The sequence below is a fragment of the Clostridium aciditolerans genome, from assembly GCF_016316925.1.
Classification (GTDB): Bacteria; Bacillota; Clostridia; order Clostridiales; family Clostridiaceae; genus Clostridium_AM; species Clostridium_AM aciditolerans.
On record NZ_JAEEGB010000001.1, the window covers coordinates 33,105 to 58,882 of the forward strand.

A 25,778-nucleotide genomic window follows, 5' to 3' on the forward strand; every position below is an offset into this window, starting at 1 on the left:
CAAATGGTACATTTTATTCTGACATGTAGGTTTAAAATACTCAAGCAGTAAATATATTTTAGGTTAAACTTTCTAATTTATATTCTTCTATTTTCTTGTATAATCCAGCTCTGCTTATACCTAACATTCTAGCTGCTTTATTCTTATTCCAATTAGTTTCCTTAAGGCACTCGAAAATAATTTCTTTTTCCACCTCTTCAACAATAACTTTCAAATGTTTACTTTTATTACTATAACGTTTGAATTTGTTTTTTGTCAGTCTTTCAGATAGATGTTCTAATTTAATAACTATATCTGAGTCTAATAAATTTATCGCTCTTTCGATAACGTTTTCAAGCTCTCTGATGTTTCCAGGCCAATCATAGTTAACTAGACAATCTAATGCCTCCTTAGATATTCCCTCTACATATACTCCTAATCTACTTGCAACCTTAATTCTAAGCGCATTAACTAATTTAGGTATATCCTCTTTTCTTTCTCTTAAAGGAGGTATTGAAATTTTCATTACATTAAGTCTATAATATAAATCCTCTCTAAACTTTTTTTCTTTAATACTGTTTTCAAGATCTTTATTGGTAGCGGCTATTATTCTAACATTAATTGACTTTAGCGTATTGCCACCTACTCTTTCAATCTCTTTTTCTTGAATAACCCTCAAGAGCTTTACCTGCATATTCATAGGCATATCACCTATCTCATCTAGGAATATAGTTCCACCATTGGCTAATTCGAACTTACCCTTTTTACCACCTTTTTTTGCTCCTGTAAAAGCCCCCTCTTCATAACCAAACAGCTCTGCTTCTAATAGTTCTGAAGGTATCGCTGCACAATTTATCTTTACAAATGGTGCTAAATACCTTTTACTTGCATTATGAATAGAATGAGCAAATAGTTCTTTTCCTGTTCCGCTTTCTCCAATTATCAAAACATTTGAATTAGTATTTGCAACCTTTTTTACTAAAGATTTTACTTCTTTTACTTTTACTGAATCTCCGACTATATTTTCAACGGAATATTTGGCTTTTCTTTCTTTGTCAAGTTCATTCTTATAAAACTCAACTTCTTTTTCCAAATTATTTAATTTTTTACTAAGAGAATGAAAATCGCTAATATCTTTAAATACTACCTTTCCTACCGCACCAATAACTTTATCATCTTTTTTTAGTGGAACACGCATAGCAATCATTTTATTCCCTTTTATCTCCTGAACTTCCCCTATTTCTGCTACGCCTGATTCTATAACTTTACTCATCCTTGTGTTTTCTATTACTTCATCTACTAGCTTTCCTTCAGGATTAGCACACCCTACAAACTCTTTATAAGCCTTGCTCATCATAGTAATAATACCTTTTTCATCTGTTACTACTATCCATTCGTTAAAGGTATTTATTATAGTGTCTAAAATATCAATATATGATTTATCTGCATTCAACTCTTCCTGCATTTTTTTATGATTAGTAATATCATAAAAAATAGCTATAGCTCCTTTTGCTTTTCCTTCCGACATTATAGCAATTCTATTCGTTATAAATTCTCTTCCATTGGTTATAAAGTTCTGATTAATTTCACTTTCACAATTTTTCAATACTCTAGGTAAATTTGTTTCAGGTATGATTTGCTCAATATGTAACCCTAATCCACTTTCAGCATCAACTCCCAACAACTTTTCCGCCATTTTATTAATAACAAATATAATTCCTGTATTATCAATCCCTATCACAGCTTCATTTATATTTTCTACAATGGACTGGAAGCATTCCTTGAAAAACATAAAGCATCCCCCTCTTAAACCATATTCTGTGAATTTAATCATAGCTTCGCCCTTTAATTTTTAACTATTAGTATTGTTATAATAAATATTATAATAAGCTCTCTAATCAAGTAAAATCCATACTAGTATTATATCATTAAATAAAAACTGAGACTATGTTTTTGACACAGTCCCAGTTTATTACTACCTAAATTTGAAGTTGCTCCTAGACATGATTTAAAATTGGTTAAAAGAGTAATCTTATATTTTATAATTTATTCTAAAAAGAGATTTTATCCGATGACTACCCGCTCTAATATTCCCTCTTCTTAAAGAGGGAATAAAGAGCAGCTATGTCCCTGGATTCGTTCAACTAAGAATCAGGTGGGGTTTGAAATCCCATCTGATTCAAGTTTCCACTTCATAACTTTTTTAATTAATTCATTTCTTTAATTTGAGCTACAAGTTCAGGAATAACCTTCTTATAATCTCCAACTAATGCAAGATCAGCTACTTTCATTATAGAAGCGTCTGCATCTTTATTTATAGCTATAATGTAATCACTATCCTGCATTCCAGCTAAATGCTGTATTGCCCCTGATATACCACAAGCTATATAAAGATTTGGTCTAACTGTCTTACCTGTTTGTCCAACTTGATATGCTTTATCTAACCATCCGTTGTCTATAGCTGCTCTTGATCCAGCTACTATTCCACCTAAAGCGTCAGCAAGGTCTTTTAGTACTTCAAAACCTTCTTTATTTCCTATTCCTCTTCCACCTGCAACTATTATCTTAGCTTCTCCAATATCCATGCAGCCCTTGCAAGCTTTAACTACTTCTAATACTTCAGTTCTTATATCTGCGACCGTTAAGTTTGCAGCTACCTTTTGGATTTCTCCACTTCTTGCAGTATCTTTAGCTAACTTTTCAAATACCCCAGGTCTTACTGTAGACATCTGTGGTCTGTGGTCTCCACAAACTATTGTAGCCATTAAGTTTCCACCAAAGGCTGGTCTTGTCATAAGTAGGTTTTTGTTTTCTGGATCTATATCAAGAGATGTACAGTCTGCTGTAAGTCCTGTAGCAAGTCTTGCTGCCACTCTTGGTCCTAAATCCCTTCCTATGAATGTAGCCCCAACTAGTATTGCTTCTGGCTTTATATCCTTTGCTAAGTCACATATAACTTTTGTGTACCCATCTGTTGTAAAGTGTTTTAAAAGTGGATTATCTGCATATATTACTTTATCTGCTCCATATGCTACTAATTCTTTTGCTATATCATCTATATCACTTCCAAGTAAAAGAGCTGTTAACTCTACGCCTAACTTGTCTGCTAATTCTCTTCCTTTTCCTAATAATTCTAAAGATACCTTTTGAAGCTTTCCTTCCCTCTGTTCAGCAAATACCCATACGCCTTTATACTCTGCTATATTCATTGTAATTCCCTCCTAGATATAGTGTTTTTCTTTTAATTTTGAAACTGCATATGCTGCTGCTTCTTTTGCTGGTAGATTTACTAATTCACCTTGTCCCTTTGCTTCCTTTGTTGAAGATTTCTTAACCTTTGTTGGTGATCCAGCTAATCCAAGAAGAGATTTGTCTACATCTATATCAGCTGCACTCCATACTTTTATTTCTTTCTTGTATGTTTCAAAGATATTTGCCATATGCATATATCTTGGTTCATTTAATTCTTTTATAGCTGTTAGAAGAACTGGAGTCTTAACCTTTATTACTTCGTACCCATCTTCCCATGCTCTTTGTACTTTTAAAGAATCTCCCTCAACTTCTACTTTTTCTACATAAGTGATTTGTGGAATGTTTAAGTGCTCAGCTATTTCAGGTCCTACTTGAGCTGTGTCTCCATCTATAGCCTGTCTTCCTGCAAATACTATGTCGTAGTCTAGTTTTTTTAGTGCTCCTGCTAGTGCATTTGATGTAGCCAATGTATCTGCTCCTGCAAAGGCTCTGTCTGATATAAGTATTGCTTCATCTGCTCCCATAGCTATTGCTTCTCTTAAAGCTGCTTCTGCTTGTGGTGGTCCCATACTTATTATAGTAACTTTTGCCCCTACCTTTTCTTTTAATACAAGTGCTTCCTCTAAAGCATTTTTATCATCTGGATTTATTATTGATGGAACTCCTTCTCTTATAAGAGTTCCTGTCTTTGGATCTATTTTAACTTCTGTTGTATCTGGAACTTGTTTTAAACAAACTACTATATTCATTAATGTTGTCCTCCTTGTCTATTCTTATCTAAATATGCTTCCTGAGATAACCATCTTCTGAACCTGTGAAGTTCCTTCGTAGATTTCAGTTATCTTAGCATCTCTCATCATTCTTTCTACTGGATATTCTTTTGTATATCCGTATCCACCAAATAACTGAACAGCCTTAGTTGTTACTTCCATAGCAACATCTGCTGCAAATAACTTAGCTCTTGCTGCATCTACAGAATAAGGAAGTCCAGCATCTTTCTTACATGCTGCTTTGTATACTAAGTGTTTTGCTGCTTCGATCTTTGTATCCAATTCAGCCACTATCCAAGATAGTCCTTGAAATTTATCTAAAGATCTGCCGAATTGTTTTCTTTCTTTCATATAAGCTACCGCTTCATTGAAAGCACCTTCTGCTATTCCTAACGCTTGAGCTGCTATACCAATTCTTCCTCCATCAAGAGTGCCCATAGCAACACCAAAGCCTTTTCCTTCCTTGCTTAATAAGTTTTCCTTTGGTACCATACAATCTTCAAATATAAGCTCAGTAGTTGATGATCCTCTAATTCCCATCTTCTCTTCTAATTTACCTATTGAGAAACCTTTAAAGCCTTTCTCAACTATAAATGCTGAAATTCCTTTTGTGCCCTTACTTCTGTCTGTCATAGCAAATACTATAAAAATATCAGCTGCTCCACCGTTTGTTATGAATATTTTTTGTCCATTTATGATATAGTTGTCTCCATGAAGAACAGCCGTAGTTTGTTGTCCTGCAGCATCTGTTCCTGCATTTGGTTCTGTTAAGCCAAAGGCTCCTAACTTTTCTCCCTTTGCAAGAGGTATTAAGTATTTTTGCTTATGCTCTTCAGTGCCATATTTATCAATTACTGAAGCACATAATGAAGTATGAGCTGAAAGAATAACTCCAGTAGTACCGCAAACCTTTGATAACTCTTTAACTGCTAATATATATGAAAGGGTGTCTCCACCGGCTCCGCCATATTCCTTGGAGAACGGAATACCCATCATTCCGTATTTAGCCATCTTTTCTACTGTTTCCATAGGGAACCTTTCAGTTTCATCAATTTCTGCTGCTAACGGCTTAACTTCATTTTCAGCAAACTCTCTTACCATCTGTTGTACTAATTGTTGTTCCTTTGACAATGTAAAATCCATAATTGGTCCTCCTCTTGATTTTTAGATAGATATTTAATTGTTTGTTAATAATCAAACTATTTTTATATATTAATTTTGCTTTATTTTATATTTTACCTATATCAGATTGATTTTAGCTATTTTTATTTGGAAGGGTTCAATCTTATATAGGTAAAATATAATTAACTGATATATTTAATTTTTATTTAAGAATAGCTATTCAGAAACTTTTTTAGGAGGCATAACTAATGCTTCTCCATCTACAACAACTTTTCCATTTTGATTAGTACAAACCGTTCTTAGTTTAACTCTATTTTTCTCTACATTCATTTCTATAACTTCTACTTCTGCTTTAATTGTATCTCCAATATAAACTGGTGCAGTAAACTTAAGTTGTTGTCCCATATAAATTGTTCCTGGTCCAGGAAGGTGCATACCAAGACAAGCTGAAATAAAACCAGAAACTAATATTCCATGTGCAATTCTGCTCTTAAACATTGTTTTTTCTGATGCAGTTTGATTTACGTGTGCTGGATTTAAGTCTCCAGTAATTCCCGCAAATAAATATACATCTGTTTCGGATATAGTCTTTTCAACAGAAACCTTATCTCCAACTTTTATTTGATCAATTGTTAAACCTTGCATGATTTTACCTCCTAATTTTTAATACATAGTAGAAGGAAGACAACGTATACCTTTGTTCAATTATTCAAGATGGTTGTATATTTTAGAATAACAGTTAGTCAAATCATATACTTGTCCAACTTCTACTATGATATATATTCTGTTAAGAGCTTAAGGTCCACAGCCAAAATGGTCCACAGCCTTAGACGCTCTTTACATTCTAACTTTATAATAGTTATTAACTATCTTTCTATAATAGCTGCTGTTCCTTGTCCCCCACCTATACATAAGGTTGCAAGACCTTTTTTAGCATCTCTTTTAATCATCTCATGAATTAGTGTAACTAGAATTCTAGCACCTGAGGCTCCAACTGGATGTCCAAGAGCTATAGCTCCGCCATTTACGTTCACGATATCCATGTTAAATTCTAAATCCTTAGCTACAGATAAACTTTGTGCAGCAAAAGCCTCATTTGCTTCTATTAAATCTAAATCTCTTACAGTTAAGTTTGCTCTTTCTAAAGCTTCTCTAGTTGATGGAACTGGACCATATCCCATAATTGAAGGATCTAATCCCTTAGAACCAAAGGATACAATTTTAGCTAATGGTTTTATTCCCAATTCTTTAGCTTTTTCTCCACTCATTATAACTAAAGCTGCAGCTCCATCATTTATTCCTGAAGCATTGCCAGCAGTTACTGTTCCATCTTTCTTAAATGCTGGTTTCAATTTTGCTAATCCTTCAATAGTAGCTCCAAATCTCGGAAATTCATCTGTATCGAATATCTTTGGCTCTCCTTTTCTTTGAGGTATTGCAACTGGTACTATCTCATCCTTAAATTTTCCTTCCTTAATAGCACTTTCTGCTTTTAATTGGGATTTAAGGGCAAATTCATCCTGCATTTCTCTAGTTATTCCCCATTGTTCTGCTATGTTTTCCGCTGTAATTCCCATGTGGTACCCATTAAAAGCATCTGTAAGGCCGTCAAATACCATTTCATCTACTAGCTTTCCATCATTCATTCTTTGACCCCATCTTGCATTGTTTAAAAGGTAAGGAGCTCTTGACATGTTTTCCATTCCGCCAGCAACAACAATATCGTTATATCCAGATAAAATCATCTGAAATGCTAAACTAACTGCTCTTAATCCAGACCCACAAACTTTATTTAAAGTAAAAGACGATACCTCAACTGGAATCCCAGCTTTAACAGCTGATTGTCTTGCTGGATTTTGGCCAATTCCTGCTTGAAGAACATTACCCATGATTACTTCGTCTACTAACTCAGGTTTTACACCAGCTCTATTTAATGCTTCTTTAATTACAATAGCTCCTAAATCAACGGCAGTAACATCCTTTAAGCTTCCGCCGAAAGATCCTATAGCTGTTCTAACAGCACTTGCTATAACTACTTCTCTCATATTTTACCCTCCAATTAATTTTTATATGAAACTCCTTCTCCTTTGTCGAATGAGTACTCGCTGAGTAAGTGACTCACTCCAAATCACAGATTTGGGTTCGCTACTCAACCGACCATCTCAAAATCATAAATTTTGGATGTCTGATTATGTTCTTATGAAACTTTATTATTTATTTGTTATAATCGAAGAATCCTTTTCCTGACTTTTTTCCTAAATATCCTGCCCTTGACATCTTTCTTAGTAGTGGATGTGGTCTATATTTTGAGTCTCCAAATTCCGTATATAGCACTTCCATAATAGCCAAGCATACATCAATTCCTATTAAATCAGCCAACGCTAATGGTCCCATCGGATGGTTAGCTCCTAGCTTCATAGCTAAATCAATATCTTCAGCGCTTGCAACATTATCTGCTAAAATTCCTACTGCTTCATTTATCATAGGTATAAGTATTCTGTTAACAACAAATCCTGGTGCCTCTTCAACTTCTACTGGATCTTTTCCAAGTTTCTTAGAAACCTCAACCACAATATTTTTAGTTTCTTCTGAAGTGGCAATTCCTTTTATAACTTCTACTAGTTTCATAACCGGAACAGGGTTAAAGAAATGCATACCTATAACCTTATCCGGTCTCTTAGTTGCACTTGCTACATCAGTTATAGATAATGATGATGTATTTGTAGCAAGTATAGCTTCTGGCTTACATAATCCATCTAACTCTGCAAATATCTTTTTCTTAATTGACATATTTTCAACTGCTGCTTCAACAACCAAATCTGCATCTTTAGCTAAACTCATGTCTGTTGTAGGCGTTATTCTGCTAACTATATCTTTCTTTTCATCTTCAGTAATTTTTCCTTTTTGAACGCTTTTTTCAAGATTTTTAGAAATTATGCCAAATCCTCTTTGGACAAAACTCTCTTCAATATCTCTCATTACTACTTCATATCCAGATTGTGCAAAGGCCTGCACAATCCCTGAGCCCATTGTTCCTGCTCCTAAAACGAATATTTTCATTCCAATTCCTCCTAAAAACACACCATATTTTTATTATGAAACTTCTTCTCCTACTGTCGAATGAGTACTCGCTGAGTAAGCGATTCACTTCAAATCAAAGATTTGAGTTCTCTGCTTAATCGATCATCACAAAATCACAGATTTTGGATATCTGCTTAAGTTTACTTATTTATAAAATTTGCTTTTCTTTTTTCCAAAAATGCTTCCATACCCTCTTTTTGATCCTTAGTTGAGAAACATAACCCAAATAGATCTTTTTCTATTAGCATTCCTGTTTCTATATCACTTTCCACACCTCTATTTATAGCAGTTTTTGAATATCTTATTGCTGCCTGTGCTTTAGAAACAATCTTTTCAGCTAAAGTTAAAGATTCAACCATTAACTCATCATGAGGTACAATTTTATTTACTAATCTTAATTTTTCTGCTTCAACTGCATCAATTATATCTCCAGTAAAAATTAGTTCTTTTGCTTTAGCTATTCCAACTAAACGTGATAATCTTTGAGTTCCTGCAAAACCTGGGATGATTCCTAATCCAACTTCTGGTTGTCCAAACTTTGCTTTCTCTGAAGCTATTCTTATATCACAACTCATAGCTAATTCACATCCGCCACCTAATGCAAAGCCATTTATAGCTGCTATAATTGGCTTTTCCATAAGTTCCATTTTTCTAAATACGCTTAACCCTAATTCCGCAAATTTTCTAGCTTGCTCCGGAGTTTTATCCTTCATTTCTGATATATCCGCCCCAGCAATAAATGCTTTACCGTATCCAGTTATTATTAGAACATAGATTTCTTCATCATTTTTTATTTCATCTAATACTTGATTAAATTCTTTTAAAACATCACTATTTAATGCATTCAATACCGATGGCCTGTTAAAGCTTAATGTAGCAATATGATTTTGTTTATCTAGAACAACGTTTTCATATTTCAAAGTAATCCCCCCTTCATTAATGTATTCAGCAAAAACCATGCCATATTATTTATCTGTGCTAATTCCTTTAAAATACATGATCGTACTGCATTTCTTATAAGCTAATTTATTTGACTTTGTGTATATTATTTATACACATTTTTTATTAATACTAGCATTTCCCGCAATACTTAAATATTTGTGAGTTGTCTATAAACTATACATGTCAATAAGTTTTACATCTTATATTCAAAAGGATTTGTAATATAGCTCAAAGCAAAAAATACAATTTCTTTAATGAAAAGAGAGTAGAAAAAATCTCAATAAAAAAAACCCCCCATTTTTGATTCAGTTTTAAATCAAAACAGGAGATTCTTCCTAAATTATATATTCCGTTTTTTGTCATGACTTTTTTAGTGTCAGAACTATTTTTGGGGACTACATAGATATGATTTAGGATCTAAAGAATAATGTTTTTAAGACATAGGCATTTGTAATAAATCTAAAGCGAAATGGTATGATATTGCATCTTCTACAATTATAACTCACTTTTTAATATTTCAAGCTGCATTAAAGTGTTTTCCTCTCCAAATTCGTTTACTTGAGGGAGGATATATATTTCATGAAAATTCCCATTTACTTTTATATGTTTTTCATTTATATAATCCATGATTTTTTTATAATTGAGGATTTAGATATTTCTTTAATGCCTCTTGTTCAAAAATTAGACTAGGAAAAGCCTAAAACCCAAGAGTTAAGGAGGGAAAATTTTGCCTATGACTTCGATATAGAACCCTTGTACCGAATGACCAATTTATCTCTAAATGGCGAAGGTTAACAAACAATTGTCTTAGAGAATATAGAAGCCATCTTACCGATTACTTACATATCACAGGAGAACAAGGATTGCGCAAGGAAATCATGAAATATTCACAAGAGTATAGAGATATAAAATGTTCTTTAGAACAAATTATTATCGGAGCTGGCCCCCCTACTCTATTAGTCTTATTTGCCAACTACTTTTAAATGAAACTGCTACTATTGCTATTGAAGAACCAGGGTTTATCTGGATTGATGCTAAGGCTGTATATCTTACTCCATCACATCAATTCCCTACTGGCAAAATTATGCCTATCTCCAGACGTTTAGAACTTTTTGAGTTGGCAACGAGCCAAAATAGACTAATTTATAGAAGATGATTATAGCTGTCATTTGCACTACAATATAAAGCCTATACCATCGCTTCAATCTTTGTGTCCAGCCCAAGTAATTTATTTAGGTAGTGTTTCTAAATTTCTCTTTCCTTCCATTAGGGTTTCTTACTTGGTTCTACCAGAACATTTAGTAACTAAGTTCCATGAAATGTTTAGTAGGAATAAACATACTACATCCATCTGAACTTTGGTTTAGAAAAGAGGATGAAACTTATGGGACGATTCTATTAGCCTTTGGCAGGATAGAAACTGATGCTATACCTAAAGCAATTCAGCTTTTACGACATGCATGACTTAGCTAATTCTTCTGAGGCTACTTTCAAGGAATATCAGTATAGCTCTCAGAGTATTAGAAAAACGTGGTATTCATTCCTATAGACAAATACCACGTTTCCCATATAATTAATGCTTATCTTCAAGCGGATCTATTCTACCAATAGCAGCTTCCAATTCCACTTTACTCTGCTTCTTTAATGTTTTTAAATTAATTAAGACACCTACAGCTATAACTACAGCCAGTCCACCCCATACGGTTAGCTCGTATTTTAATACATTTTCAGTTCCTACAGGTGGAAGAGAAAACAATATAATACCAGCCACTATACCAAAGAATGCAAGGAGTCCACAAATCCATAATCCTACTTTTCCACCAGGAATTCTGTAAGGCCTTTCAGTATTTGGTTCTTTATATCTAAGCTTAATTACTGCTAAGAACATAGCCAAATATGGCAATTCATACAATATTGAGGAAAAGGCAAATATAGTCCAGAATATAGCTTGAACATTGGAACCACCCATATAGTTAAAAATAGTGTATATAGTACCAACTGAGCCAACTATATAGTATGCATAATCAGGTGTACCATATTTAGGGTGTGCATGCCCAAGAATCTTTGAGCCTTGGTCAGCTCCAGTTGACATCATAACATTATTAGCTCCCATTACCCAGGCTGTTGCACTTGCCAATAAATTATATAAAACCGCTGCTGTCATAATAGTAGCTATAAATGAGAACTTTTCTCCAAGCACCCCTGTAATCATTATTGTAAAACTATCAGTAATTGCTGTTACTGAATTAACTTTTTCAACTGGGATTACTGATAATATACTAACAGATCCTAGTATATAAAATACTGCAACTAGAACTCCTGATAACATAATAGATTTAGGAACATTTTTTTTAGGATTATCCATTTTACTTGCTATAGAACATAATAATTCAAATCCCAATAAATTAAAAATTACAACAGGTGCAAAATGTATTAAACTTGAAAAATCAGGTTTGAAATTTTTCAATGCAAAGTCATTTGCATATCCATACTTAATTCCATATATTGTTGCGAAAATAAACATAATTGTTATGAGTACAGATATTACATATCCACCATATTGAGTGATTTTTCTAGTAAACTCTTCTCTTGTAATCCCCATAACAACTATAAACCAAAGTAGACCAATTACCACACCCATTTGAGCGTATTTAGACATATTCGGAAAGAAATAAGAATTCAAATTTCCAGCAAAAGTAACGCAAACTGCTGGTACAAAGAATACTACGTTGATCCAGTATAACCAAGAAACTTGAGAAGCGATAAAGTCGCCAAAGGCTCTTTTCGCCCAAATATATATTCCCCCATCTTCTGGCCAAGTAGCTCCAAGTTCAGAAGAGATTAGAGCATAGGGTATGAAAAAAAGCACTATAACAATTAACCAAGTAGTAATACCACTTACTCCATAACTAGCAGTTACAGAAAGAGTATATAATACCATTATACTACAAAGGGCAAATAACACCATTGAGCTTAAGGATATTTTCTTTTCAGACATTATAAATTTCCTCCTCTATTTTTGCAAAGGCAACACATTTTTGTGTGATCAAATAAATATCATATTTTTGACTTACTGGCCATAAAATCAAAAAACCTTGAAAAATCTATATATACAATGTTACTACGATGTGCCTCAAGTATGAATTATCCCATTGTAATATCTTTATACACCTAAAGTAGTATTTTGAGTTGTGGTGGTATACTAAAGTTCTAATACCTCAATCTAATTTGCAAAAACGCTTAGCCAATGCAAGCTGTACAAGTAAACTAAACAGGGTGACAAAACAGATTTTTAAAATAAAAAAATCGCTTTGCGATTCCGCTAGGGAACCCTATCCCTTCGGGCCGGAGCTTCGCCCGTGAAAGGTCATCCAGACCTTTCACCCCATCGACGACGCATTCGCGTCTGAGCACCCTCCTGAAAGCGGCGGGAAATGTCTTCCCTGAACCCTATCTTTTTACTCTATAGGAATTTATAAAATTTTATAAATTCCTGCAGAGTAAAAAAAAGAAAGGGAAGCTGTATAACTAACTATTAGTTAGTTATACAGCTTCCCTTTCCGTTTAATTTCTATATATTTATCCACTTCAAGCTTTCTATTTTGCATTCCATCCAGTTTTAATAGAAAGACAAATCAGCTGATTACGATTTTTCACTCCTATTTTATGAAAAATATTATTTATATGCTTTTTCACAGTTCCCAAGCTAATAAAAAGCTTATTGCTAATTTCATCATTATTTAAACCTTCAAGCATTAGAGAGATTAACTCTTGCTCTCTGGAAGTAAGTTTATAATCATTTGCTAAACTGCCAGCATCTACTACATCGGATATGTTTTTCAAAGTTGATTTTTGTTGTTTCCACTGATGTAGACTATTTGTTAAATGAGGCTCAAGTAATCTTAAAATGAACATATCCCTCTCAGAAAATTGTCCCTCTCCCTTGGTGCGGGCCAAAGATATATGACCTAATAAGCCTGCTTGATTAGCCATGTTCACATTAACTACATAATGTGCATGAGTATTTGGCATTAAGTAATCATTATAGTATTCAGTTTTCTCTCTGTTCTCTATTAAATCATTTTCTCTATATACGATTGGTTTTGCAAGGTAATATAATTCTTTACAATAATCTAATTTATAAAAATACTCATCATATGATAGTTTTTTCTCCTCCAAAAGATCTATTTCTACAGGATCTATAAGCACATTATCCTTCTTCATATCTGCATGATAAAAGGTAGCACAATTGTAAGGAATTAATATGCGTAAAACTTCCAATAATCTTTTTCTTCTCTCAGTATGGTCACAAACAGCATTAAACAAATAAATAATATCATTAACAAGCAACCAATCCTTTTCACTCATAATAGCCATAAGACTCATCTCCCATTTAATAATTAGTGATTTATTACACATTAACAACCATCTGGACATTACTGAAATGCAGTTTTAAACTGTGTATTTTAATTATACTATAAATAATATAATATAAATTAGTGTCAATAATAAAAACTATAGCATAAAAAATCATAAATTGAAATATTGTGTTGTAACAATTATATGCCTTTAGGACAATTTACTATATATAAATACAAACATACTAGAAGACATAGATTTAATTAAATTAAACAACAATCAACTTCTAGTATGTTCATTATTCTAATATGTTTCTTATTTGTAGTTTTTATTTTTCTTCATAAGTTGCTTGTCCATCCATTATAGTAAGTAAAACTTTTGTGTCTAAAATCTCTTTCTCTGATATTTCAAACAGATTTTTGCTTAAAACAATAACATCCGCAAGCTTTCCTTCTTCTAGTGTTCCTAAATCTTTTTCACGTTGCTCAAGATAAGCACCGTTGTAAGTCCATCCCTTTAATATTTCCATCATATAAAGCTTCTCTTTAGAATTAAACCCACCATTTGGATAACCATCCACGGTAGTTCTAGTAATAGCTGAATAAATACTTACTATTGGTTTAGGTTGAACTACAGGACTATCTGTATTAAGCGCAAGTACAGCACCTGAATCTGATATTTTCTTCATTGCCCAAGCATTTTTAACACGTTCTTCACCTATAAGTGTAGGATAACCATCTATATTAGCAACAGCATGTTGAGGTTGCATTGAAGCCACAACACCTAATTCCTTAAACCTTGGAACGTCACTATCTTGAATAGTTTCTATATGCTCTATAGAATTACGGAATCCTGCATTTCCATTTTCTTTATTGGAAGCTTCATAAACATTTAAAGATAAACGTACAGCACCTTCGCCAATGGCATGTACTCTAACATCTATTCCTTCTCTGTTAGCTCTTATAACTTCTTCTTTTAATTGCTCCTCACTTATTAGAGGAACACCTTTAGTTTCTGGCATATCTGCATAAGGCTCTACTAAATAACCTGTATGTGTCTCACATACTCCATCTACAAACTTTTTAAGTCCAGCAAATCTTAATTTTTCTGAAGTGTACTTTGTCTTTAAAGCTGCATTTTTAAAGCTGCTCTCTAACTCAGGATAAAAATTAATTCTAGTAGTAAGAGCTCCCTCATCTTCTAATTCTTTATATATTTCATAAACATTTTTATTACTTACAGCTATAGGATCCACATCCCCAACTGATGTAATTCCTCTTTGCGCTATTTTAGCTAGGAATTTTTTTACTGAAGATTTTAAATCAGGTACTAAAAGAGCATAGTCAAGCACCATAGTAGTAGCTCCTATGTCTAAAATTATACCATTCGGATCTCCATTTTCATCCTTTTCAATTAATCCACCATCAGGTTGAGGTGTATTACGATCAATACCACAAACTTCATAAGCTTTAGTATTTATCCACAGAGCATGGCAGTCCCAAGAGTTAATACAAACAGGACGATTTGGGAAAATTTCATCTAAGGAAGTACGATCTGGTAGTATTGGATTATCCCAAATAGTGTAATTCCAATTACGACCAAATATCCAAGGATTGTTTGGATATTTTTCATCAAATTCTTTTAACAAGTCTATACATTGCTCTGCACTTCTACATGCAGATAAATCAATGCAGAAGCTATCATCTTCAAAAGCAGCAGTGTAAGCAAAGTGAAAATGAGAATCGTTAAATCCAGGCAAAATCAAGTTGTCTCCATATTGATAAACCTTTGTTTTATCACCCTTTAGTGAGTCAATTTCATCATCTTTTTTAACTGCAACTATTCTATTTCCAATAATAGCTACACCACCTCTGAACACTTCCTCACCAGTTCCTGTGAAAATCGCATTACTTTTAAGTATAATATCTGCGAACTGCATAACTAATTTCCTCCCTATATATTGTTTTTAATGCGGACATTATTGACAATCTATTACGAGACCCTTTTGCACCATTTCTATAAATGGAGTTTATTATCTTAAATAAATCACCTTTAACTTATAAATGCTTATAGATTGTCACATTTCTAAATATTAATAAGCACCTCTTATTACAACAAAAATATATCATGCTATAATCACAGAATAAATTAACCCAAAGCAATATTTTTATATAACTAAAGTAGTACCTTCTTGCATTAATCTTTAAAAAATATCAGAAGCTCAAGGTTATACTCGAGCTTCCTGTCTTAATTGGCCACTGCATTATAATTAGTTGGATAGAAATTTATAGTCATAAATTATATAATCAAAGTGCTTATTTCTATGCACTATTGACTTCTTGAAAATGAATTTATAAAATATAGTTACGTAACAATGTTTTATAATTAAAGAGAGTAAACTTATGAAAAAAACTTTTTCACTGTTGATACCAAATATAAAAGCATAGGAGGTAACGATGTTAAATAATATTGAGGCAGTAATTTTTGATTTAGATGGCACATTAATTGATTCTATTTGGGTTTGGAGTAAAATAAATATTGATTATTTAAAAAAAAGAAACTTAGAACTACCTGAGGATTTAAAAGAAAATATTGAACATTTGAGCTTTATAGATAAAGCAAAATATTTTAAGAAAAGATTTAATCTTAATGATACAATAGAAGAAATAATAGAAGAATGGACTAGCATGGCGATGTATGAGTATACTCATAATGTTAAATTAAAACCTGGAGTAAAGAGATTTATAGAGTCTTTACATAGTAGCTCTATAAAAATAGCACTAGCAACTAGTAATTCACGTACCTTGTTAGAACTTGTTTTAAAGACTAATGGCATATTTCAATACTTTAATATTATAAGTACCACTGATGAAGCAAAAAGAGGCAAGAATTTCCCTGACATTTATTTACTCACAGCAAAAAAGCTTGGAGTTGAACCAAAAAACTGTGCTGTTTTTGAAGATTTACTTCCTGCTATTATTAGTGCAAAAGCAGCAGGTATGAAAGTTTTTGGAGTACAAGAGGAACATTCTGATTATCAAAGACAGAACATACTTGATGTAGCAGACCATTTTATTTATGAATACACAGAACTTACTAGGGATGTATAATATATAAATATTAAAATTATCCTCTATCCACTAAACTAAACTTTAATTCAGTGGACCCTATTAAAAGATTGAACTTTTCACTGTCAAATAGACATGTGAATATGAGGAATACGAATAGAGTGCATTTCCTGGTCATGGAACTGCACTCTATTCGTGTAAGTATGAAATTAAAAAACTGAGACAGGAAAATAACGAGGTAAAGAAGGAATTAGAACTATAAAAAAAATACCAAGCCTTCTTCGGGTATAGCCGAGATAAGTGTGAAAGCAAGCCACATGGTGGATATTAACTCCAGTGAGTGTTTTTAGTCGTCATCTGGGGTAATAACAGCATCCGTGTCACTAGGGGCAAAGTATGTGGTACATATAACCAAAAACCTTCAAGATATACTTCCTGAAGGTTTTCGATTCATCAGATTTATATATCTATTGCTAATCTTTCATTCATTTATACCAGTTTCAGGTATATATAATTTTTGAGAATGAATTGCTTTGATTCTTGGCATTAAATTGAATCCTAATAAGTAACAAAATGCGAAAGCAACCTCACTTTGACTATGAGAATCAACAATTTTTTTACTATCTGAAGCACAGGTTGTTGTTCCTTCACCCCAGATATCTTCTACTCTAATTTTAAGTATAGTATTAACTACTGCTAATATTGCATTATGTAGATTATCTTTATTTATAAACTTTCTTTTTATATAAAGGCTATATACTCTCAGTATTTAGTTACTCCCTAAAATTTAAAAATTACTACAGGAAAATTTCCTATAGTAATTTTCAATTCTATTTTGATTAATTAATTTTAATTTACACAAATTTATGGACTTTCTCGATAAAAAACACCAGCACTAAATATATTTTTGTATTAACATGTCAGTTAATTGCTTTAAAAGATCCATTATAACCTTAATTTCCTCACTTGTTATATTATCAACATGAATACCACAGGTTACAACTACGTTTTTATTCAATCGGGAAGAAATTGCGTGTGACACATATCGTGCAGCTTCATCGTCTTTATGTCCCACCAGATTCAGCAAAGATGTTGTAGCACTGACAACCCGTGCATCTGCTAAACTTGGTCTAGGAACACTTAGGGTTACACAGCCTATATGAGGGCTATCTCCACCTGAAATGATCACACATAAATCTTCACCAATGGCAATAGCTTTCATGTTTATTTTTATTCTACCATTTTCTAAACTAAAGTCCTGCAATATATCACCTCATCACTTTGCCTGCTAACTCACAGTTTCTCCCCATCTCTTAAATCCTGATACTTCGATATCAAATTTATCAAGAATTTTACCAATGATATGTCTATTCATATCCTCTAAACTAAGGGGCTTATTATAATAGGTAACCATCGGCGGAATAATAATTGCGCCTGTCTCGGACAGAGAAAGCATATTTTTTAAATGAATGGAACTTAAAGGACTTTCTCTTGGAACCACCACTAAGGTTTTTTTCTCCTTTATTGTAACATCCGCAGCCCTTAGTAGCAGGTTGTCAGAATATCCACAGGCAATACCGGCAACAGTTTTCATGCTGCAAGGGACGATTACCATGCCTTCTGTTTTAAATGAACCACTTGCAATACTGGCTCCGATATTTTTTATGTCATGAACTTTATCGGCTAAATTTCTTACTTCATCTATTGTATATCCTGTTTCCTGGGAAATGGTTAATTCAGCACCATGGGAAATAACTAAATGAGTTTCCCATTCAGGGTTGTCGCTCAATATTTTTAACATATCAATACCTAAGATGGCACCGCTTGCTCCACTCATACCAATAACTAATCTTTTTTTTGTGGAGACTTTCAGTTTAGTTTCCATAAATAGTAATACTCCTTGTACAATGTAGTTATAATATATATTATTAAATATGAGAATAATTAAAATCCGTATTTTTCCCAATTATTAATTATCTTATTACGTAACTCTTCAGAATAACTTCCAAAGGATGCTTCTATAGGCTGTTTGTCTTTGTCTAAATGTTTTGAAGGTGATAAGCAATTGTAAACTACTTTATTAGTTCTTGCTTCACTCTTTTCTTTTTTATCCAGATATGCAACAAGAGGTAATACCTTTTGGTTAGGTATAATTATTCTGTTATCTGGATGGTGACGAGTTGCAAAAGCCCATACTACTCTATTAAGGTCACTTGTATCAATGTCATCATCTAAAACAATTACCTTTGGCACATATGAGCCAGCTTTGCTCTCAAAAACTGTTTTTCCTATTTCATAAGCAAGTTTTGCATCATCATCTCTTTTATAATTAGAGTCTACAGTTACAACTAGCCAATGCACAGCAGATTCTAGTGGAATAAAACATTCCTTAATAGGAAGTCCTTTGTGTTTAAGAGCATTTTGAATACTTGCAGCAATGGCAACACCCCAATTAGTGTGGTTTTCTTCAGGAGGGATACCAGCTGCAGTTACTGGCATTATTGGGTTATTTCTATGAGTCATAGCATTTACATGAAAAAGTGGTACTGATTTTCCATGACCAACCCATGTATAACCAGCGTATTCACCCATTGGACCTTCTGGAACCTTATCTTTTAGAGAGGCAGTTCCTTCAATAACAATCTCACTAGTAGCTGGTACTTCTAAATCACTGGTTTCGCATTTAACAACATCAATTGCCTCTCCATACCATCCACCTATCATCTCACCCTCATTAACATTGTCAGGAAGTGGATATCCTGCAATCATAGCTATACCAGGATCTACACCTAGGCATAGAGCAAAAGGCATTTCTTTGCCGATTTTATTCCATTCTTCATATATTTTTCCGATATCTTGTGATGCTATAACGACTCCAGCCATAGAACGAGGTCCATCTAGCATTACACGTGATATAGACCAGTTTATCCAAGAACCATCAGGTGTACGTACAATAAGAATACCATAAGTATTAATATAACGGCCACCATCTCCAACATGAATGAATGGAACAGGGAGTTTTGTAAGGTCAATTTCATCGCCAAATACTTTATTTTCCTTACACTCACCAGTTTCAACTAAACGAGGGGGAATAGGCTTAACATCATGAAGATTAGACCAAGCTTCCACAAGCTTAGGACCAGAAGTATTTATTGGTAATCCAAGGGATAGAGCTACTCTTATAAATGGATGTTCCTTATTTGGACTCATTCCTACAGGTGCTCCTAATACTTCAAATCCTGGTATACTGTCTTTAATATTTTTAAAAAGTGGTGCTGGAGAAGGTAGTTCATAAGCACGTCGAATTATAGCACTCATTTCCAAGTTCCAGTCTACCTCTTGATTAATAGAAACTATTTCATTATGTTCTTTTAAAGTATTTACATATTCTCGAAAACTTTTTAATGGCTTCATATCCAATATCCTCCTTAAAAATGACTTCTATTTGTTAACTTTTTGTTTTACATATTTATTTTAATTGGATGTATAATATTTGTAAAATATATATAATAGTAGGTATACATATAAAAAATATATGATTGATAAAGGATGTGAAATCTTGGATATAAAAAAACTAATTTACTTTGTAACAATTGTAGATGAAGGACAAATTACACGTGCAGCTAATCGTTTACGCATTGGTCAGCCCCCTTTAAGTATGCAGTTAAAAGGATTAGAAGATGAGTTGGGAGTAATACTCATTAAACGTACTAATAAAAATTTCGAATTAACCCCAGCCGGACAGACATTTTATAAAAGAGCGAAAGAGGTTTTAAATTCAATTGATGGAATGATTACAGAAGTAAGGGAACAACAGGATGGAAAGAGGGGGAAACTTTCAATAGGGACAGTAATGTCATGTGTACCCTACCTTTCACCTCTTTTGATGATATTTAATGATAAGTATCCTCTTGTCTCGTTTCAAATTTGGGAGGAAGATTCCCGAAGAATTGAAGAGCTTCTACAAAATAGAGACATTGAACTAGGCATTATAAGATTGCCATTCCAATCCAAAGAAGCGACCGAAATGAGGAACTTTTCAATCCACCATATACAATCAGAACCTCTTGTAGCTCTTCAATCTTCTAATGGCACTTTTTTTAAGGAAAAAACGATATCTATAAAAGAACTAAATAATCAGCCTCTTTTAGTTTTACGCGGCCAAGGTGAGTATAATGTTTTTCACAGGTTTGTTGAGACATGTAATAGCTTTGGGTTTAATCCAAAGATTATTTGTGAAAGCTCTGATGTGACAACATTGATGACTTTAGCAGAGTCAGGACTAGGAATTGCAATTATTCCCAAAATAGCATTGCAGATAAAAATGCATAATAACTTATCTTTTGCTGAAATAATACCAAACATAAACTCTGAAACTGCCCTCATATGGATAGAGGATCGATATTTATCCGAAGCTGCACAAAATTTCAAAGATACTTTAATCAATTATATAAAATAATGGATGTTTTCCTGAACGAGTCTTAGGAGAGATGAAGGAAAGCATGGCATGTGCTATACAACTTTACGAGGACTACGAAAAATCTCGATGCAGTCGATGTTAATTTATACCTATGAATATAATACCCTCTATGTATGAGGAAAGAGCAGCTCTTAATACTTACTAGACATATAAAACGTTTTGGAGATTATATGATTGACCTTGATAACATACCAAGAGCAATTGATACTTCTAACTCTATACCTATAAATTAGAATAAGGCTACATTCTGGATATTTATTGCAGCATGTGGCCTATTTTTACACGTATCTCGGCTCAACCCGTTCTTGAAGCGAAAGAACAAGTAATATTTCAGTACCTGAAAAAGACCTTAATAAGTACAACATCAAGAAGCTGGATATTATAAATATTTAAATAATAAACCTTCAAACAGAGATATAGAAAATGAAGCCTTACGAAAAGAAATAAAGCAAATTTCCGAAGAAAACAAGGGTAGGCATGATTCAATACGAATTGCTAAGGTTTTAAATCAGAAAGAAATGCATGTTAGATGGAATCTTTCTATAGAGCAGTAAAAAGAGAGCTTATTCAGAATGCCAATTACGAGTCACCTGAACAAGCTCAAAAATAAGTCTTTTAATATATCATAATACTAAAAGAATACATTCTTCATTGGGATATCTTTATCCATCCCAATCCGTTCTTTTAAGTTTAGCACACTCTGTAAATAAAACAAAAATCTTCCTCCTTATAAGATTCTATTCTGCCGTATTTCCTTCATAAAGTTCTGGATTTTCGAAAAACATTTCTGCCAGTTCTTGATATCCTCCAAGTTTTTGTAATTCTCTTAGAGGACGCATATCATAATATAATTTTGAAGCCGTTTCTTCTGGAAAGAATCTGGCCTTTTTTCTTGCTTCTTTAAGTTCCGTTTTAAAATATTCTCCCGCATAAGCATACTTTCCTTGAATTACAATGATTTCAGGATCAAAATTAATTGCTACATTTTTTAGCATCAAAGAAAACATTTCTGCAAGATAACTAACAATCTCTTTTGCTAATTTATCCCCTTTATCAGCTTCCTCAAACAAATGGCGTATAAGGTTATCTGATTCAATCCATTGTTTCATGGTAGAACAAGATAGTTTTTTAGGATTTTCTTTTAATTTTTTTTGTATTCTACTTTCACTGACCATACGTTCAAAACATCCTCTGCTTCCACATGAGCATACTTCTTCGTCACTATAATCAATTGTCATGTGGCCAATTTCACCAATTAACGCATTTCTACCAGTAAAAACTTCTCTATCTATGTAACACGCAGAAATACCTGCCTCAGTATATATAACCACCATTCTTTTATTACGATATTCTTCTTCTAAAAGAAGAGAGCTCCCTGCAATCCTTACAAGATTTTCTACAATAATCACTTGTTTTGGAAATAATTCTTCCAACCAAGCTTTTATCGGAATATTTCTTCCCCATTCTGGTGCCAACGCACAAAACCGTACAATTCCAATATTGCGATCTATAAATCCTTCCATTGCCAGACTGATTCCGTATAAGCTTTCATAGGAAATTTCTGCTTCCTCTAAAATTAAATATATATTGTTTTTTAATATGTGCTGAAATTTTTCAAAAGTGTCCCCGTAACAAAATGAGACTTCTTTTTCCCATATACGCTCATTTTTCATATTTAAAATTGTAAAATGAATGCATTCTTTTTCTAAATATATACACAAAATAACTTCTTCACAATAAAAGGCATATAATTCCGGACGTTTTCCACCAGTGCTTGTAGAAGATCCTTTTCCTATCGAAACCAAAAGCCCCTTCTCTTCAAAACTTTGAATTGCTTTTTTTACCGTCGGACGACTGATTTTTGTAGCTTCACTTATATCATTGACCGATACAACTTGTTCGTTCCTTATCATTTGCAAAATACGCTTCCTGTTCAAATACTTTAAATCAGAAGGCATGGATGCGTTTTTTGTATATTTTTCCTCTTCTTTTTCCATGCTGCACCTCATATTTTTCATTTTTATCAAACTTCTTTACTGTGTACTTTTTCAATTTTTTCATTGTGTTTAGGTATACGATATCATATTTCTATTTCTATTTCCAGCATTGTCATTTACATTCCCTATATTCTATTGACTTTTTCAAAATTCAATTATAAAATAACGTTATATAACAATATTTTATAACTAAGGGGAGATATATTTATGGAATTAAAACCAAATGTAAATTTAAGTATTTACGAAAAAAACTTTGTTGCTGTTGATACTCATACTGTAGGAGAATTTACTCGTGTAGTGTTGTCAGGGTTCCCTGAATTGCCGGGAAACACCATGATTGAAAAGAAAAAGTATTTAGAAGAACATTGTGATGAGTACAGAAAAGCTTTAATGTTTGAACCACGTGGACACCATGATATGTTCGGCTCCATCGTAACAAATCCAATTAATTCAGAAGCAGATTACGGCGTTATCTATATGGATACAGGCGGTTATTTAAATATGTGCGGACATGGTACTATCGGTACTGTTACTGCTATCATAGAATCCGGACTTGTAGAAGCAAAAGAGCCTTATACAGAGGTTGTCCTTGATGCTCCTGCTGGATTAATACGCACAAAAGCAGAAGTAAAAGGAGGAAAGGTTGTAAACGTTACCCTTACAAATGTACCAGCTTTCCTTTATAAAGAAAACTTAAAAACAGTTATAGGCGGCAAGGAAGTTACATATGATATTTCTTTCGGTGGAAGTTTTTTTGCTTTATGTGATGTGACTCAGATTGGACTTGACATAATACCTGAAAACATCCCTGCATTAACAGAGTTTGGTATGAAATTAATTGAAAATGCAAATAATGAAAACCAAATCCAGCATCCAGAGGTTGATATTACATCTGTAGACTTAGCAGAGTTATACTGTCCAACATCCACACCTGGATGTGATATGCGAAATGTGGTTATCTTTGGCGACTATATGGCAGACCGTTCTCCATGCGGAACTGGTACAAGTGCAAAATTAGCTACTCTTTATAGAAGAGGCAAGATTGAAATTGGTGAGCCATTCGTATACGAAAGCTTTATTGGAACAACATTCAAGGGTGTTATTAAAGAAGAAGCAAAAGCCGGTGAAATTCCTGCAGTTATACCACAGATTACAGGCAGTGCTTATTTAACAGGCGTTTCTACTTATATTATAGATAACGATGATCCTTTAAAATATGGTTTCCAGGTTGGAAAATAGTATTTTAGTTGAATTATTTCAAGTTTTTTATCCTGCTTTTTATAGTTTGAATAAAGTAGGTACGAAAAAAAGCATGAAGCAAAGGCTGTGGAATAATAGCTTCCACAGCCTTTTCAGTTTGTATTCCTTTTTTGTTGTTATTATTTAAATTCTCCAGAAACAAAGGTACCTTTAAATAAAACTACTCTTTCCCTACAAATTCTTCCTATTAAGTGAGCAGAGGATTCTGCCTTTACAAATAAAATATTCGCTTTGTCACCAACCTTTGGCCATACTTGATTACCTTCACAGTCAAGAGGAATGACACCTTTTGTTATGAGACCCAAAGCATTTGATAATGAAATTTCATCAACCATAGAAAATACTTCTGCAGCACGACTAGCACGTTCAATTAAATCTCCTGTACCAAATGGACTCCAGTGATCATTGATATTGTCATTAATAACATTTACTCTTATGCCATGATCCCTTAGTACTGGAATGGATAATGCTTTCATACCAATTGGAACCGTTGTATTAATGGCTATGTCCGCCTATTTTAAGCGTTTTGCAATATTTTCTAATTCCGCACCTGAAATATCTCCTAGTGCCAATGCATGACTTATTTGTACTTTTCCCTGCAGCCTTGAAGCTAGGGTATAATCAATTATGCGGTTTATTTCATAAATTCCTAAGCTTCCTCCGTCATGTAAATGTATATCAATCTCTTTCTTATATTTAACTGCTAAATCAAAGGTGATTTTTAAAGATTTTTCAATATCACCGTCGATAGTAGCTGGGTCTAAGCCTCCCAAAATAGTAACAGCATCGTCCTCTAATGCCTTGCTTAATAAGCCTTGTTCTTCAGTAATCATTGTGCCATGCTGTGGAAAAACTGCGATTTCGTAGTCTATTTTATGTTTATTTTTTTCCAGAACTTCCTTGATGACAGCTACATTATCTAATCCAATAACAGGATCCACATTAGTTTGCACACGTAAAAAAGTTGCCCCATTGCCTGTAATTAAATCAATTAATGCCTGTGCCTTTTGTGGCGTATCTGCTAAAAAGTCACGTAGAAATCCCTGTTCTTCCACAATTCTTTCCGCTACACTATTCATAGGAACAACTGCATGCCATTTTCCGCCGTAATGACCTTTATCCAAATGAATATGATTATCTATCAATGAAGGTAAAGCTAAATATCCTTTTGCATCTACAACCTCTTCTTCAGAAGCTGGAACATCCTCTGCAATTTCTTTTATAATCCCATCTTGAACAAACAAACACACTTTCTTTGTTTTTGTTATAATGGTGTTTTTTGCAATTTCTTCTCTACCTATTTCTAATAATACATTCTTAATCCAACTCATTAATATTCTGCCTCCATATCTTTCAAACGAGCAAAAAATCCACATCTCTGGCTCAATTTATTCCATAAATGTGGATTATTTTCTTATATCTATCCCGTTTTTTTGTCAGAACTATTTTTTGGGTCTACATAACTTTA

Annotated in this window: 22 protein-coding genes and 1 pseudogene; 4 read left to right on the plus strand and 19 right to left on the minus strand. The window is 33.3% G+C overall.

Going from position 1 to position 25,778, the window contains the following annotated elements:
• Positions 1 to 58: 58 nt before the first annotated feature.
• From I6U51_RS00140 to I6U51_RS24975, 9 genes are all read right to left on the minus strand, one after another.
• Positions 59 to 1,771, minus strand: coding sequence for a sigma 54-interacting transcriptional regulator (locus I6U51_RS00140; RefSeq protein ID WP_211140581.1), 1,713 nt, complete (start codon positions 1,769 to 1,771; stop codon positions 59 to 61).
• A gap of 415 nt (positions 1,772 to 2,186) precedes the next feature.
• Positions 2,187 to 3,188: an electron transfer flavoprotein subunit alpha/FixB family protein gene (locus tag I6U51_RS00145; RefSeq protein ID WP_211140582.1), complete on the minus strand. Its 1,002-nt coding sequence runs from the start codon at positions 3,186 to 3,188 to the stop codon at positions 2,187 to 2,189.
• 12 nt (positions 3,189 to 3,200) lie between these two features.
• Positions 3,201 to 3,980: an electron transfer flavoprotein subunit beta/FixA family protein gene (locus I6U51_RS00150; protein WP_178906508.1), complete on the minus strand. Its 780-nt coding sequence runs from the start codon at positions 3,978 to 3,980 to the stop codon at positions 3,201 to 3,203.
• A gap of 24 nt (positions 3,981 to 4,004) precedes the next feature.
• A complete protein-coding gene (locus I6U51_RS00155) occupies positions 4,005 to 5,144 on the minus strand; it encodes an acyl-CoA dehydrogenase (protein ID WP_211140583.1) in 1,140 nt (379 codons plus the stop codon).
• Between the two features lie 195 nt (positions 5,145 to 5,339).
• Positions 5,340 to 5,768 (minus strand): MaoC family dehydratase, encoded by a 429-nt coding sequence (locus I6U51_RS00160; protein WP_211140584.1) that lies wholly within the window; start codon positions 5,766 to 5,768, stop codon positions 5,340 to 5,342.
• A gap of 221 nt (positions 5,769 to 5,989) precedes the next feature.
• Positions 5,990 to 7,168 carry an acetyl-CoA C-acetyltransferase gene (locus I6U51_RS00165; protein ID WP_211140585.1) on the minus strand — a complete coding sequence of 393 codons (1,179 nt, stop codon included), beginning with the start codon at positions 7,166 to 7,168 and terminating at the stop codon, positions 5,990 to 5,992.
• A 169-nt stretch (positions 7,169 to 7,337) separates the two neighbouring features.
• A complete protein-coding gene (locus I6U51_RS00170; protein ID WP_211140586.1) occupies positions 7,338 to 8,183 on the minus strand; it encodes a 3-hydroxybutyryl-CoA dehydrogenase in 846 nt (281 codons plus the stop codon).
• A gap of 161 nt (positions 8,184 to 8,344) precedes the next feature.
• Positions 8,345 to 9,124 (minus strand): short-chain-enoyl-CoA hydratase, encoded by a 780-nt coding sequence (locus tag I6U51_RS00175; protein ID WP_211140587.1) that lies wholly within the window; start codon positions 9,122 to 9,124, stop codon positions 8,345 to 8,347.
• Between the two features lie 517 nt (positions 9,125 to 9,641).
• On the minus strand, positions 9,642 to 9,773 hold the full coding sequence (locus tag I6U51_RS24975; RefSeq protein ID WP_281395886.1) for a hypothetical protein: 132 nt from the start codon (positions 9,771 to 9,773) through the stop codon (positions 9,642 to 9,644).
• Between the two features lie 687 nt (positions 9,774 to 10,460).
• Between I6U51_RS24975 and I6U51_RS00180 the strand changes: the two genes are divergently transcribed.
• The gene (locus I6U51_RS00180; protein ID WP_211140588.1) at positions 10,461 to 10,610 is read left to right on the plus strand and encodes a hypothetical protein; all 150 of its coding nucleotides are present in this window, start codon (positions 10,461 to 10,463) and stop codon (positions 10,608 to 10,610) included.
• A 109-nt stretch (positions 10,611 to 10,719) separates the two neighbouring features.
• On the opposite strand, the gene I6U51_RS00185 is transcribed toward I6U51_RS00180, so the two are convergent.
• The 3 genes from I6U51_RS00185 to I6U51_RS00195 all read right to left on the minus strand — a co-directional run bounded on the left by I6U51_RS00185 (position 10,720) and on the right by I6U51_RS00195 (position 15,444).
• Entirely contained in the window at positions 10,720 to 12,144 is a 1,425-nt protein-coding gene (locus I6U51_RS00185) for an APC family permease (RefSeq protein WP_211140589.1), read from the minus strand.
• Between the two features lie 599 nt (positions 12,145 to 12,743).
• Positions 12,744 to 13,523, minus strand: coding sequence for a helix-turn-helix transcriptional regulator (locus I6U51_RS00190; RefSeq protein WP_211140590.1), 780 nt, complete (start codon positions 13,521 to 13,523; stop codon positions 12,744 to 12,746).
• A gap of 310 nt (positions 13,524 to 13,833) precedes the next feature.
• Positions 13,834 to 15,444 carry an amidohydrolase gene (locus tag I6U51_RS00195; RefSeq protein WP_211140591.1) on the minus strand — a complete coding sequence of 537 codons (1,611 nt, stop codon included), beginning with the start codon at positions 15,442 to 15,444 and terminating at the stop codon, positions 13,834 to 13,836.
• A 517-nt stretch (positions 15,445 to 15,961) separates the two neighbouring features.
• Here I6U51_RS00195 and I6U51_RS00200 point away from each other — a divergent pair.
• On the plus strand, positions 15,962 to 16,615 hold the full coding sequence (locus I6U51_RS00200) for an HAD family hydrolase (protein ID WP_211140592.1): 654 nt from the start codon (positions 15,962 to 15,964) through the stop codon (positions 16,613 to 16,615).
• Between the two features lie 442 nt (positions 16,616 to 17,057).
• On the opposite strand, the pseudogene I6U51_RS00205 reads toward I6U51_RS00200, so the two are convergent.
• From I6U51_RS00205 to I6U51_RS00220, 4 genes and pseudogenes are all read right to left on the minus strand, one after another.
• Positions 17,058 to 17,324 (minus strand): annotated as a pseudogene (locus I6U51_RS00205) (Tn3 family transposase); the annotation flags it as partial.
• A 144-nt stretch (positions 17,325 to 17,468) separates the two neighbouring features.
• Positions 17,469 to 17,837, minus strand: coding sequence for a prenylated flavin chaperone LpdD (gene lpdD, locus I6U51_RS00210; RefSeq protein WP_211140593.1), 369 nt, complete (start codon positions 17,835 to 17,837; stop codon positions 17,469 to 17,471).
• 24 nt (positions 17,838 to 17,861) lie between these two features.
• Positions 17,862 to 18,458, minus strand: coding sequence for a UbiX family flavin prenyltransferase (locus I6U51_RS00215; protein WP_211140594.1), 597 nt, complete (start codon positions 18,456 to 18,458; stop codon positions 17,862 to 17,864).
• A gap of 59 nt (positions 18,459 to 18,517) precedes the next feature.
• Positions 18,518 to 19,987: a UbiD family decarboxylase gene (locus I6U51_RS00220; protein WP_211140595.1), complete on the minus strand. Its 1,470-nt coding sequence runs from the start codon at positions 19,985 to 19,987 to the stop codon at positions 18,518 to 18,520.
• A gap of 121 nt (positions 19,988 to 20,108) precedes the next feature.
• Between I6U51_RS00220 and I6U51_RS00225 the strand changes: the two genes are divergently transcribed.
• Complete coding sequence (locus I6U51_RS00225) at positions 20,109 to 21,032, plus strand: LysR family transcriptional regulator (protein WP_211140596.1); 924 nt, start codon at positions 20,109 to 20,111, stop codon at positions 21,030 to 21,032.
• Positions 21,033 to 21,790: 758 nt separating this feature from the next.
• Here the strand turns inward: I6U51_RS00225 and I6U51_RS00230 are convergent.
• Positions 21,791 to 23,050, minus strand: coding sequence for an ROK family transcriptional regulator (locus I6U51_RS00230; RefSeq protein WP_211140597.1), 1,260 nt, complete (start codon positions 23,048 to 23,050; stop codon positions 21,791 to 21,793).
• 207 nt (positions 23,051 to 23,257) lie between these two features.
• Here I6U51_RS00230 and I6U51_RS00235 point away from each other — a divergent pair, with 207 nt between their 5' ends.
• Positions 23,258 to 24,289, plus strand: coding sequence for a proline racemase family protein (locus tag I6U51_RS00235; protein ID WP_211140598.1), 1,032 nt, complete (start codon positions 23,258 to 23,260; stop codon positions 24,287 to 24,289).
• A gap of 140 nt (positions 24,290 to 24,429) precedes the next feature.
• Here the strand turns inward: I6U51_RS00235 and I6U51_RS24595 are convergent, their stop codons facing one another.
• Positions 24,430 to 24,786, minus strand: coding sequence for an amidohydrolase family protein (locus tag I6U51_RS24595; protein WP_246517008.1), 357 nt, complete (start codon positions 24,784 to 24,786; stop codon positions 24,430 to 24,432).
• Between the two features lie 36 nt (positions 24,787 to 24,822).
• Positions 24,823 to 25,641, minus strand: coding sequence for an amidohydrolase family protein (locus I6U51_RS00240; protein ID WP_246517009.1), 819 nt, complete (start codon positions 25,639 to 25,641; stop codon positions 24,823 to 24,825).
• Positions 25,642 to 25,778 lie beyond the last annotated feature (137 nt).